Annotated in this window: 12 protein-coding genes and 2 pseudogenes; 3 read left to right on the forward strand and 11 right to left on the reverse strand. The window is 65.4% G+C overall.

Annotated elements, in window-relative coordinates:
* Nucleotides 1-386: 386 nt before the first annotated feature.
* Nucleotides 387-758 (reverse strand): antibiotic biosynthesis monooxygenase family protein, encoded by a 372-nt coding sequence (locus tag AC3WLN_RS21895; RefSeq protein WP_492484813.1) that lies wholly within the window; start codon nt 756-758, stop codon nt 387-389.
* A gap of 115 nt (nt 759-873) precedes the next feature.
* On the opposite strand from AC3WLN_RS21895, the gene AC3WLN_RS21900 reads away from it, so the two are divergent.
* Entirely contained in the window at nt 874-1350 is a 477-nt protein-coding gene (locus AC3WLN_RS21900) for a MarR family winged helix-turn-helix transcriptional regulator (RefSeq protein ID WP_492484815.1), read from the forward strand.
* A gap of 277 nt (nt 1351-1627) precedes the next feature.
* Here AC3WLN_RS21900 and AC3WLN_RS21905 read toward each other — a convergent pair whose 3' ends face one another.
* Nucleotides 1628-2227, reverse strand: coding sequence for a cysteine hydrolase family protein (locus AC3WLN_RS21905; protein WP_492484817.1), 600 nt, complete (start codon nt 2225-2227; stop codon nt 1628-1630).
* Between the two features lie 216 nt (nt 2228-2443).
* A pseudogene (locus AC3WLN_RS21910) lies at nt 2444-4091 on the reverse strand (ISL3 family transposase).
* A gap of 69 nt (nt 4092-4160) precedes the next feature.
* Here AC3WLN_RS21910 and AC3WLN_RS21915 point away from each other — a divergent pair.
* Nucleotides 4161-4646, forward strand: a pseudogene (locus AC3WLN_RS21915) (molybdopterin-binding protein); the annotation flags it as partial.
* Between the two features lie 209 nt (nt 4647-4855).
* A complete protein-coding gene (locus tag AC3WLN_RS21920) occupies nt 4856-5269 on the forward strand; it encodes an ester cyclase (protein WP_463779411.1) in 414 nt (137 codons plus the stop codon).
* A 111-nt stretch (nt 5270-5380) separates the two neighbouring features.
* Here AC3WLN_RS21920 and AC3WLN_RS21925 read toward each other — a convergent pair whose 3' ends face one another.
* The 8 genes from AC3WLN_RS21925 to AC3WLN_RS21960 all read right to left on the reverse strand — a co-directional run bounded on the left by AC3WLN_RS21925 (nt 5381) and on the right by AC3WLN_RS21960 (nt 12179).
* Entirely contained in the window at nt 5381-5950 is a 570-nt protein-coding gene (locus tag AC3WLN_RS21925) for a type 1 glutamine amidotransferase domain-containing protein (RefSeq protein ID WP_238278274.1), read from the reverse strand.
* A gap of 188 nt (nt 5951-6138) precedes the next feature.
* Nucleotides 6139-6927: an alpha/beta fold hydrolase gene (locus tag AC3WLN_RS21930; protein WP_463779414.1), complete on the reverse strand. Its 789-nt coding sequence runs from the start codon at nt 6925-6927 to the stop codon at nt 6139-6141.
* Nucleotides 6928-7200: 273 nt separating this feature from the next.
* A complete protein-coding gene (locus AC3WLN_RS21935) occupies nt 7201-8124 on the reverse strand; it encodes a molybdopterin-binding protein (RefSeq protein WP_463779417.1) in 924 nt (307 codons plus the stop codon).
* Nucleotides 8121-9002 (reverse strand): cytochrome b/b6 domain-containing protein, encoded by an 882-nt coding sequence (locus AC3WLN_RS21940; RefSeq protein WP_463779420.1) that lies wholly within the window; start codon nt 9000-9002, stop codon nt 8121-8123. The genes AC3WLN_RS21935 and AC3WLN_RS21940 overlap by 4 nt, the downstream gene beginning before the upstream one ends.
* Nucleotides 9003-9079: 77 nt before the next feature.
* A complete protein-coding gene (locus tag AC3WLN_RS21945; RefSeq protein WP_492484821.1) occupies nt 9080-9313 on the reverse strand; it encodes a hypothetical protein in 234 nt (77 codons plus the stop codon).
* Nucleotides 9314-9894: 581 nt separating this feature from the next.
* The gene (locus AC3WLN_RS21950) at nt 9895-10662 is read right to left on the reverse strand and encodes an anti-sigma factor (RefSeq protein WP_492484823.1); all 768 of its coding nucleotides are present in this window, start codon (nt 10660-10662) and stop codon (nt 9895-9897) included.
* Entirely contained in the window at nt 10659-11198 is a 540-nt protein-coding gene (locus AC3WLN_RS21955; protein ID WP_492484824.1) for a sigma-70 family RNA polymerase sigma factor, read from the reverse strand. The genes AC3WLN_RS21950 and AC3WLN_RS21955 overlap by 4 nt, the downstream gene beginning before the upstream one ends.
* A gap of 60 nt (nt 11199-11258) precedes the next feature.
* Nucleotides 11259-12179: a DUF4394 domain-containing protein gene (locus AC3WLN_RS21960; RefSeq protein ID WP_492484826.1), complete on the reverse strand. Its 921-nt coding sequence runs from the start codon at nt 12177-12179 to the stop codon at nt 11259-11261.
* Nucleotides 12180-12389: the final 210 nt, after the last annotated feature.

Below are 12389 nucleotides of genomic sequence, written 5' to 3' on the forward strand. Positions count from 1 at the left end.
TGGACGCCTCCTGCAGTGGTGTTGCAACACCTCCACTCTGGCACATCAATGCCGTCAGGGGGCGTCCACCCCTACGCAACGGGTCGGCTTCCGCCGGTCCGCTGTATGACCGGGTCGGGTGGTTTCCTGTCCGTCCGCTTCTGGATGCCGGTTGTATCAAGCAGACGTAGCCGTTGGGACCGCTCCCGACTCTTCTCAGACCCTTGGAAGGTCCGCTTCTCGGCAACTAAGTCGAGGATGACCCACGTCCAGGGTAGTGGATTTCCGACGGTCCGCTTTGGGAAGTGAGGGCTGAGAAAGTGGCCATCACTCGATCAAGCAACCGCAGTGATCAGCCTTCATCCACGTTTTCGACGAGCGGTGTCCTGATCCGGGTCCATTAGGCGTTAGGCGATACAAATGCCGGGAACCTCGACCATACGGAACAGATGGGGGCTCGCCCTCGCGCTCTCCGGATACTCCGAGAGTTTCGCCCGAAACTCGGGGTTGGCGAAGGCGGCCCGGAAATGGGCGACGGACTGCCAAACCGCATAGTTCAGAAAGGCACCGCTTCCCGCGATGCCGCGATGAAGCTGTGTCGAGATGAAGCCCGGCTGCCGTTTCATGATCGCCGCATCGCGGCTCCAGACCTCCAGAAGCGCGTCCGCGTCCTCTGGCGGGACGACGAAGGTGTTGATCAAGACGACAGGACCGGCCTCCTCATAGGCCAACTGGTCGGCGAGGGTCACGGTGCTGTCCATTTCGATGAAAGTCGACATCGGGTGCTCCTTGGGCATGCAGGCCAATGAGTTGCCTTCGTGATGCCTAAATGGCATCGTGATGTCATATTCAGCGAAATGGCATCATGATGTCAATAGGGCGGTGATCTCTGCGATGTCCGAAGTTTCTCCCTCTGCTGAAGCGCTGACCGATCTCGTTCTCACGCTCTTCCGGGTCAACAACGCGACGCTGATCTGGGGCGACCGCCTGGTCGAGCCCTTCGGGCTCACCAGCGCGCGCTGGCAGATCATGGGGGCCATCGCCTATGCAGATCGGCCGCAGCCAGTGGCTTGGCTGGCCCGGGACCTCGGCGCGAACCGGCAGAACGTGCAGCGCATCGTCAACGAACTCGCCAAGGACGGCTTGGTGGCCTTCGAGACCAACCCGCACCACAAGCGCGCACAACTCGTCGTTTGGACGGCGGCAGGTCGGCAGGCCTACGAAGCCGCCGTTCGGGCTTGGTTTCCGGCGGCCGGCGACTTGGCCAAAGAAATCCCTTCCGACGATCTCGCTACGGCGCTGCGTGTTCTTCGAACGCTGCGTAACAGGCTCGCGGAGAGCGGCGCCGATGCCGAGGACCGGAGCGCGTAGCTCACGGTCGGCTGACGCCCCCGACGCCCCGGGTATCGTCCACAACGACGGCTGCTTTCGGGGATCGCTGGCGGAACGTCAGCTTGAGGGCGAAGGGTCGGGATCTGCCTGTCCGTTTTACGACTGGACCGTACGGAGATCAGTCCGGCCGGATGCGATCTCGCGAGGGCTTCAGGCGGCTCTGGTTCTCAGCGGCAGAGAACAATCGTTGGTTTGACGACGTCATGCCGACCATGATCCCGGAGTCGTGCCGCTACGTTCGTAAGCGAAGCGAAGCTCAGTCCGGGATATCGGTCTGCTTGCCTGCGACCACGGCGAAAAGGTCCGTAAGTGCGGCCAGGCTTGCTGCCTGAAGCTGCGCAGCCGGGACAATTGAACCATCCGGCGCAGGCAGGTCGCGGGTTGCCGTGGTCGAGGCGACCACGGTAGGCCGGAACCCAAGGCTGAAGGCGCCGCGCGCCGTCGAGTTGATGCACATGTGAGTCATGAACCCTGCCAGGACGATGTCCTTGACTCCCGCCGCCTCCAATTGCGCCTGAAGATTGGTTCCTACGAACGCGTTCGGATAAGCCTTGGTGATTACCGGCTCGCTGCCCTGGGGGGCCACCTCGCCGCTGATCTGACCGATAAATGCCGTAATGTCGTAGGGCGAGCCGGGCCCGGCATCGTGCTGGATGTGGATGATCGGTATGCCGGCGTCCCGGGCCCGCGCGAGCAGGACAGCAGCTTCCTTAAGAGCCGGCTCGACGCCGTCGAGGCGCATCACACCCTGTCGATAAGTCTCCTGCAGGTCGATCATCACGAGGGCCGAGCCCTTGAGAGATGGAGGCTCCGTACCAAGACCGGACAGGCCGCGCAGGGTCGCGAGATCCGACATTTTGTTTCTCCTCCGGCACCGCTTGCTCTTCGCGGTGACATTCACGCATGGTGCGGACCCTAGCACTGACAGATCGAAAGGCATCTTGGCGGAAGGTCGAGTGTAATCACCGCGGCACACGAGAGCTCCGGTTTCCACGTCGACCTATCCGGACCGAAGGGGTAGCGATCAAGTGATCGTCCCCCGCTTCCACGGTTCTCCCGCAGTTTGCGTGGATCACGCAGCGAGGAGGACACGCCGTCGGAGCAGGGGGGAAGCCTGCGCGTCCGTACATGGTCCGCTTGAGCAACTTCAGGCGGCTGATCTGACCTTCCGCCTGACCGTTGCTCCATGACGTCGTCAATGCGGCACGCACCGCCGCTCCGTCCCGCTCCAGGCCAACAGCGAACGTCTCGAGGGCCGGTATGCCACTGTGGCGCGCCGCGTCGAGCCAGAGGTCGAGTTCGCCGGCAGGATCCGAGGGCCGGCTGTCATCATCACAGCAGGTCCGCACCAGAACTGCGAACCGCTGCGCCAGGTCACCAGAACGGGCCGCCTCCGGGTCCTGCTCGATCCGGCCGATAGCGGCGGTCGCATGGGGCAGGCGGCCTTCGACGGGCTGGGTCAGGAACCAAGCCAGTTGCTTGGGAGACGGAAGAGGGATCGCATCGGTGACCGGCGGGGACGTCCGGGCGAGCCATTTGCGGGCGGTGCGCCGCGCTGGTCTCGTGCGACGCTCGGCAACGAAGCGGTGAACCTGCCGGTGCGTACCGTTGAAGCCACGCTCGCGTAGCGCGCGCCAGAGTTCCATCGCATTCTCGCACCCCTCGGTCATACGCTGCTCCAGATGCGCAAGGTAGGGATCGAGGCGGCTGGGGCTCGGGCGACGCTTTGCGCGCTCCGGAAAGCACTCGGCCTGTGCATACTTGCGCACCGTCCCGCGTGCGAGGCCCATCTGCCGAGCGATCGCCAGCAGGGTCTCACCGCCCTGAAAGCGCCGACGCACGTCCTCGTAAGCGGCCAGACGCCGGGCACGGCTGTCGAGGCCCACGACGATCTCGGCTTGGCTTCGGCGGTAGGCTCGCAGACGTTGTCCGGGCCGTCGCGCCTCTTCGGCGGCAAGGCTTGGCAGATGTCGTAAGCGTCCGTGGACGCGGCCGAGCCAGCGCTCCACGGCTTGGCGCAGGTTGAGGAGCAGACGCCAGCGGTCGGCGACCTGGAGAGCCGCGGGGGCGCCCATGGTGGCTGCGCGCGCGTATTCGGACGAGCGGTCGCGCGTGATGACCGCAATCCCGGGATGTCGACGCAGCCACGCGGCGACGGTTGTGCTGGAGCGATCTGGTAACAGGTCGATGGGACGTCGCCGGTCGAGATCGACGAGTAGCGTGCCGTAGGTCTGCCCCTTGCGGATGGCCCAGTCGTCGATCCCCACCGCTCTCAGCGGACCGATCGGCGGGAGCGTCATACCGTGGACGAAACGCAGCACCGTATCCAGACTCGTGGCCATGCCCAGATGCCCGGAGAGGCGAGCGCCGGCCTCGCCACCCAATGCAAGGCATACATGGGCCTGAGCTCGAGCGAGCCGGCCGGTGCGTCGAGCGCGTGGCGGGAGAAGCCGCGGCAGCGGTTCGACGAACGTGCGCCGCCGACAGGCGGGATGGTGGCAGTAGAAGCGGCGGACCGTGAGCCGCAGCGTTACGGCTTCGCCGAAGCTTGGAAGATCGGCAGGATGCCGGACGTATCGAGTATGAACGGCAGAGCTTGGCGCGCCGCAGTCGGGACAGCGTCCACGATCCCGTCGAACGTGGGCGGCAATGATGAGATGACCGGAGTGCCGGACAACGCGGTCAACGATGCAGCCTGGCAGGGATGAAGATAGGATCATCCCCGAGCTGAATCAGCCTATCCACGCTGCGTCGCCGCGACCCTTCCACGCAAACTGCGGGAGAACCGCCCCAAATGGCTCCGGCGACTGACCGTCCAGGACCATCCCTCGGACAACCCGATCCAGGCCGGCGATTACAAGCTGTACCCGGCCGACGTGACCGCCCAGACCGCCGATCCGGCCAAGGGCCACACCATCGATACGATGCCGCTGAACGCCGCGATCTGCGAGCCCGGGTCTGCGGCCGCCCTCAAGTCGGGGAGCAACAGGATCCGCGGCTACGCGGTAAGCGGGGATCGGGCCGTCGTACGCGTCGACGTCTCCGGGAACGGGGGGCGATCCTGGGTGCAGGCCGAACTGGAGCACGAGACCGACGCTCCGTTCGCCTGGACGTTCTGGAGCGCGGACCTCGACCTGCCTGCGGGCGAGCATGAGCTTGCCGTGCGCGCCTGGGACGAAGCGGGCCAAACGCAGCCGGCATTGCCGGACGAAATCTGGAACCACAAGGGCTACCTCTGCACCTGCTGGCATCGGGTGCGGGTGAACGTCACCTAGGGACGGACGACCCGGCAGTCGGCTACCTACGGCCTCGTAAACGACGTCTTCGCCAACGTGGGCAGGCACCGTGCCACGATCCACCGTCGTGCCTGGCGTTCATTAAGACCCTGTCGTGCGCGGCATCGGCAACGTCGGACCGTGGCGGGAGTTTCCCGTTCGTGAAAATAGCCGGTGCCGTGTCGCCGCCCTCGAAACCAAGGAACACCATGTCCCGCGAGACCAGCATCCAAGCGACCGAAAAGTTCGGCGAACTCGTTAACAGCGGCCAGTTCGACGCCTTCCCCGAGGTCGTCGCCCCGGACTGCCACGATCACGACCCGGCGCCGGGCCAGCACATGGGTCCCGAGGGATACCAGGCTTTCTTCACGCAGCTCCGTTCCGCCTTCCCCGACATGAAGGTCGAGGTGAAGAAGCTCGTTGCCGACGGGGACAGCGTCGCCTTCGCCTACACGCTCACCGGCACGCACCAGGGCGACTTCAACGGCCACAAGCCGACCGGGAAGGCCATCAAGGTCCGCGGCATGCAGATTGGCCGCTTCGTCGACGGCAAGATGGTCGAGCGGTGGGGCTCATCCGACGAGCTCGGCATCCTCAAGCAGATCGGCGCCATCAAAGGCTGATGGAGGCTTCCGCGAGGGCGTCCCGGCCACGGGACGTCGTCAGGGTATGGCCCGGGGCGGCCCATCGACCGCCCCGGAGACTCAAGAGCGGATCGCTGGCTACCCGACCCCTCAGGCGCTTCGAGCCTGCTCGGGATGGCGGCCCTCCGCGAACTCCTCGACGATCTTGGCGCAGAAGGCCGGGAGGTCCTCGGGAGTGCGGCTCGTGACGAGCCCCTTGTCGCAAACGACTTCCTCATCGACCCAGGTGCCGCCGGCGTTCTCGATGTCGCGCCGGACCGTGGGATAGGAGGTCAGCGTCCGTCCCTTCACGACGTCCGCTTCGATCAGGGTCCAAGGCCCGTGGCAGATGACGCCGACCGGCTTGCCTGCGGCGAAGAAGTCCCGAACGAACGCCACGACATCTTTGCTCGCCCGGAGCTTATCGGCGCCGACGCAGCCGCCGGGGATGACGAGCCCGTCGTAGTCCGCCGCTGACGCTCCCTCGATGGTCCTGTCCACCTGGTAGCGTCCGGCCGGATCGAGGTCGTTGTTCACGGTCTCGGCCTCGCCGGCCTCCAGGCCGATGACCGTCACGGTCGCCCCGGCCTGCTTCACCGCCTCATGGGGCTTCGCGAACTCCGGCTCCTCGGTACCGCGCGGTGCGATCAGGATCGCGATCTTCTTGCCCTGCAAGCTCATGTCATCGTCCTTATGGATGTCGGGATTTAACGGAGGCGCCATCGCGCCGTTCCTCACGTCGGGATGCGGTCGATGCCGGCGGTGTCCTCGGCCGCGACGCCGTTATCAGGGTGGCGGAAGTCGCTCAGTGCCAGGTAGACCTAGCGGCCGCCTGGATGACTGTGGGCTCGGGTGTTCGACGAGCCAATTCAAGGTGCATCCTTCTGAATTGTTTCAAGGATCACGCGCGCCGTCTCGGCAGGCTGATCCCAATGCGGGAAGTGGCCGCAGCGCTCGAACCAGTGCAGACGGGCCGACGGGAATGCTACCTGGGCGCGTGCAGCCTGACGCGGCAGCAGCAGGTGGTCTTGGCGGCCCCAGCCTATGGTGACGAGGCCGGGCGTCGTTGCCGAACCCTGCTGCAACGGCCCGCGTGCCAGCTCACACAGCATCGCATCGAACACCGGTGTGGCCGTCAGGCTCTGCAACTCCCCTACGACAAGCTGCGGTGGCAGTGCCGACGGACGGGCCGACAGTTGGGCGAGCAGCAGCGTACGGGTGACGGCGTGGCGCGACAGGCCGGCATGGAAGGGCCGCAGCAATCGCACCAGGTGTATCGATGCCGCGAGCGTCCAGTGAAACCAGCGCGTTTCCCATCCGTGCCAGAACCCGCCGGGATCAAGCGCCACGCAGTGCCGACCGATGCCCCGCCGCGCCAGCTCCAGCACCAGCCGGCCCCCCACCGAACTGCCGACAAGGTCCGCTGTCGTCAGGCCTTGCGCCTGCACGAAGCCGGCGAGGGCGTCCGCGTGAGCCTCCGTCGTCTGCCGACCCGCAAGCGGGGCCGATCTGCCATGCCCCGGTAGGTCGACCAGGATCAGTTGGCGCGAATCGCGCAATGCGGGCAGTAGCGGATCCCAGGTGCGGAGATTGGACCCTAGCCCATGGACCATGAGCAGCGGCCGGCCCGTGCCAAGGCGTTCAAAATGCAGGGACATGATAGCATTGTCCTTCGATATTCACGCTGCGGTCCGAACATCGGGCCGTCCCGGATCTCGTCAGGCCGGGTATTTCAGTCGCGCCCGCGGGCCATTCTCACCGGACGCTTCCAGGCCACGTCGCCGGTCCGATTGCCAGCTACACGGCGCGGGTCCGACCCCACTCGGCAGTTTGCAAGCGCCGAACGTCACCGGAAAACTCTGTCAAAGCTCGCCACGAGAGGTTGGCGCCATGCATGCTCAAAGTGACGTGGACGTCACGTCCGCGCCAACTCAGATGCCGGCGTACCAGGCGTAGCCCTGGTCCTCCCAGTAGCCTCCCTTGCCGGCGCCGATGTTGGCGAAGCTCTCGACCACCTCGATGCGCATCACGTATTTCGCCTGCTTGTAGCCGAGGTTGCGCTCGACCCGCAGGCGCAACGGTGCGCCGTTCGACACCGGAAGCGCCTGACCGTTCATGTCGTAGGCGAGGATGGTCTGCGGGTGGAACGCGTCGACCAGGTCGATGCTCTCGTAGAACCGAACCGGCGTTCCGCCGCTGGCCGCATCGTCCTCCGTCGCCTGTTGGCCGCCGGAGTCTTTCCTGCTCTCATCGCCGCCCGACTGCTTCGTCATGCTCGGGTTGGCGTTACCGGCAGGGACCTCATCGGCATCCTCGACGTCTCCCCCGCCTTCGAGCAGACTGCCCTGGTCCATGGTGTCGGCGCAGTGGAACACCACGTAGCGCGCCTGTGGCTTGAGCTTGGCGCGGTCAAGCAGTTCGGAGAGGGGCACTCCGGTCCATTTGCCGATGGCGCTCCAACCCTCGACGCAATCGTGCCGGGTGATCTGGGTTCGGGCCGGAAGCTTGCGGAGGTCGCTCAGGGACAGCCGGAAGGGCGCCTCGACGAGGCCGCCGACCTCCAGGTGGTACTTGGCGAACTTGCCCTTCGCCAGGGCCTTGTAGTCCTTGTCGGGCGGGTCCTCGGTCCCGTTTGGCTTGAACCACGGCGAGATGTCGGCCTCGGTAAATTCCGGGGCCAGCGTCCGGTCAGTGAGCAGCAGGCGCTGGACGAAAAGGTTGGCGTCCTCGCCGGTCTTGAGCGTTCGACGAAACCATTCCGCGTTGCCGAGGCGGTCGCAGCCGCCGAGCATCGCCGCTGCGGCCATGGCGGACGCTCCCGTCAGGAGGGAGCGTCGGCTGGGAAGGCGGCTCATGCCCGGGGCTCTTCGGTGATGGGTGACGGCTCGACCTTGCGCTCGATCACAAACCAGCCGGTGAGCATGCCACGCATGTTATTCCAGAAGCCCGAGAGCAGGACGAGGGCGACGTGCACGATTACGAACAGGACGAGCATGGCCGCCACGACGAAGTGGACCGTGCGGGCCGATTGGCGCCCGTCGAACACCGTCAGCAGGAACGGGAAGGCCGCGTCCATCGCCGGGGACATCGCGAGGCCGGCCAGGACCTGCACCGGCAGGAGCACGAACAGCACGACGAGGTAGCTGAGCTTCTGGATGACGTTGTAGCGCTTGGCCTCGTCGCCCTGCGGGAAACGCAGCGTCAAGTGCTCCCACACCGATGCGCCGAAGTGCCGGATCTGATTTCGCGACGGGATCAGACGGAACCGAAGCTGTCCGCTGACCAGCCCATAGAACAGGTAGGCGACGCCGTTCAGGACGAAGACCCAGGCAAAGAAGAAGTGCCAGGAGCGGCCGCCCGTGAGGTCCTGGTCGCTTGGCAGGGTCGTCCACGCCGGGAAGCCGCGGTCGGCCGGTTCACCGTTGGAACCCGTCGATGAGCCTAGCCAGCCCGTCGTTTCGAAGGCATGACCGAACACCGTCGTCACACCTCGGGGCGGGTAGTCCTCCGTCGACGACATTGCCATCAGTGGCGTATCGAAAGTCGAGACGTTGCCCCAGTACAGCGCCGGGTGCGCGTTGAAGATCTGCAGGCCGCTCATGAGCAGGACCAGGAGGCACACCGCATTGACCCAATGCGTGATGCGGATGACGACAGGATGCCTGAACATCCATCGGCGACGCTCGACCTCACCGATCTCGGGCGCAGAGCGGGTCAGATCAGTGCGAGCCAAACGGTCTTCCTCGAAGTCGTCGCCAACAGGGTGGAGGCCCCTGCGTCGGGACCTCCGAAGGCGTCAACGGCTTACGATCACATGCCGCGGTTCATCATCCGCTTCTTCATCATGCGACGCTTCATCATCTGCTTCCGCATCATGCGCTTCTTCATCATCATCCGCTCACTGCGGTCCATGCGAACCTGGGTGACGCCGCTCTCGGACTGCAGGCCGTTGACGGACATCGGGGCGGCGGTGGCCGATCCGGCGGCGAAAGCGATGCCGCCGAGGGCGGTCAAGGCGGTCAGCGCAAGCGTGAACTTCTTCATGTGGGATCTCCTGTGGAGGTGAACATCTTATCCAACCCACGGGGCAACAGCATGATCTTATCGTTGTTCCTTAAATAATTGAAAAAATACTTCTATATACTAAATTTATACGCAATAGTCATCGCGCGCTCACATCAAGGCTTTTGGCCTCGGCACGATCCGATCCTTGCGTATCATTACGGACCTAGTCGGCGAAAAGTTTCAGCCGCTGGCGGTAAGCCGCCGAGCCAAATCTCGACCTTGGGGTAAGCGAGCGATTTCGACCTGACGAGATCGGGGCTGCCGGTATCGAAGCTCACTCGTGCACCGGAGTCGGCCCCTCTCCCACTGATCGGACGAAGGCCCGCAGATGTGACACGGCTGCCCACCTCACGGATCGACAAACGACTGCTTTCGGTGGAGGGCGCATGACGGTTCGTGCGGCAAATTTGGGTATGGCCCCGCCTGCTCACTCTCCGATCGGATCGGGTTGAATGTGCGGCGGTTCACTTGTGATCAGAGTGTCGAAGCAACGACGGCAGTGCGTTCTAACAACTCGCCTCGAACGCGAACGAGCTCCTTTGGGCACCGCGATCGCCCCGCTACAGATCCTGTGTTGCCGCCCCCTTCGCGCGGCCGATGAACAGGATCCGACCTGTCGGGCGACCGATCGGCGAACCCGCCTCGGGTTCCAGCGTGATCTCGAAGACCTGCCCGTCGCCAATGGCTTCCAGCCGCTCCGGCGGCAGGCGGATCGCTCCGCCCGGGGGCAGCACGCCGAGGGAGACCGGACCGCGCGCCTGATCCCACAGGGTCCAGAGTTGCAGCGCGCGCCCGCTTCCTGGCCGCACGTCAGCCAGCGGCAGAGACTGGACGGTGCCGTTCTGGGAGACCTGGATGAGCCATCCCGGCCCGCTCTCCTGCCCGGCGGCGTCGCGACTCTGCAGGATCGCGTAGTACCGCGTCGGGCTCTCCACAGGCGCCGACACGCGGCTCGGCAGGATCGCCAGAAGGATCGCGGCGGCCGTGGCGAGGCCCGTGGTGGCCCGCCACAGCGCAGAGCTGCGCCACGCCGCCCTCAACACACCGTGTCGTACCCGCGTGAGGGAGGGAGCCGTGGTCGGGCCGAGCGCCTGCCGGCGCGTCGCGAGGGCTTGCTCGATCCGCGCCCATTGTGCCGGATCGACCTCGGCCTTCCCGAGGGCCGCGGAGGCCGGAAGCAACCGCTCTTCCCAGACGGCGATGCGGCGGGCCAGATCTGCATCCGAACCCAGAGCCTGCTCGACCTCCGCCATGGCTGCCGGGTCGAGCAGGCCGAGGACGTATTCGCCCGCCAGGACGTCGCGGTCTTCCGGCTGGCTCGGGATCATGACAGGCAATCCTTCAAGGCGATGAGGCTGCGGCGGACCCATGCCTTCACGGTCCCGAGCGGTGTCCCCAGTCGCTCGGCGATCTCGGACTGCGACAGTCCATCGACATAGGCGAGCAGGATCACTGCCCGCCTTTCGGCGCCAAGCTGCGCAAGGCAACCATGAAGGCGTGTCCCATCCTGCGACGTCGCCAGGATGGCGAATGGATCGGGCGCGTCGTCCGCGACCTCTATCGCCGCGGCCGCGTCGAGTTCCGTCTCCCGGCCGACGATCCGGATCTGTTTGAGCGCGCGGTGTCGCACGATGCTGGTGATCCAGGCACGGCCCGCGCCGCGGCTGCGGTCGAAGGTGCCGGCGCGCTCCCAGATGTCCATGATGGCATCGTGCAAGACGTCGGCCGCCACATCACGCCGCCGCACGATCCTGAGCGCGACGGCGAGCAGGAACCCGGCCTCCTGGTCGTAGAGGCGCCGCAGCGACGCCGGATCCCCCCGGGCGCAGCCTTCCAACGCGGAGGCGTGATCGAACGGCGCCATGACTTTCCCGGCGATTGGAAGGACCGGCCGCCGGGCCGGTCCTACATGTGCGGAGCAATGCTACATCTTGGGGAGAATAGCGATGTCACGGACCTTGCCGGACACGCCGGTGATCTTGGCGGCCATCTCGCCCTTACCCGTCGCGAGATCCACCTTGTAGAGCGTGTCGCCGGCCATCGCCCACGCCTGATTCTCGCCCTGGCCATCGGACACGATGTCGAAGGCCACGGCCTCGCCCGACATGCCGAGCATGCCGACGGTGTTCAGGATACCGTCATTCGGCGGAGCCTGCTTCAGCAATGCGCCAGCAGTGTCGATGTCGAACAGGGCCGTCTCCTTCGTGCCCTTGAAGGCATTGGTGTAGGCGCCGGCCGTCACCTTAGGGGTCTTGCCCTTCATCGTGTCGGTCTCAGCGAACTTGAGCTGTCCGTCCTTGGTGACCTTGCCGTCATCGACATTGGCCCGGAGGTTGGTGCCGTCCGAGCCGATGATGCGCAGGCGATCGGCGACGGGATTGAAGTCGACCGTCGCCGCGGTGCCGGCGGCCAGCATCATGTCGAGCTTTGATTTGGCCGTGGCCTTGCCGGACATCGGATCGATCGTAACGACGCTGCCATCCGAGATTACGGCGTAGAGCATGCCGTCGGCTGGCCGCACGTCTATGCCGAGGACGCTGCCGCCGATCCCGGTAATCGTCACCGTCTTCGTAACCTTCTTCGTGGCCGTGTCGACAAGCGCCAGCGAGGCATCGCCGACGAGTGCCGCAACGGTCTCGGCACGCGCGGCGGTTCCAAGGCAGGTGCCAGCCAGCAGGGTAACGGCGATAAGGCTCAGTCGCATGGCGCTCTCCATCTGCCGCGAAGGCGGCATCGAGAACGCTAGCCATGAGCCGGAGGATCGGATGCAGCGGATGTCAGGTTTTTCGCTTTCCAGCGGACCGTCCGCTTTCGAGGACCGATCGATCTCGCGGCTGAGGCGCATTTGGGTCGGGACCCGTCCGGCCGCTCTACGACCGCGTCGGGTGGGGAGCGGACCCTGACCCCTGGTCTCGAAGCGGACGTTCCACCTCCGACCCGACTCGGTCGCACGGGTGGATGTCCGTGCTTCCCGAAAACGTAGGGGTGGACGCCCCCTGACGGCATTGATGTGCCAGAGTGGAGGTGTTGCAACACCACTGCAGGAGGCGTCCAT

Source organism: Methylobacterium sp. FW306-05-D (assembly GCF_058782155.1).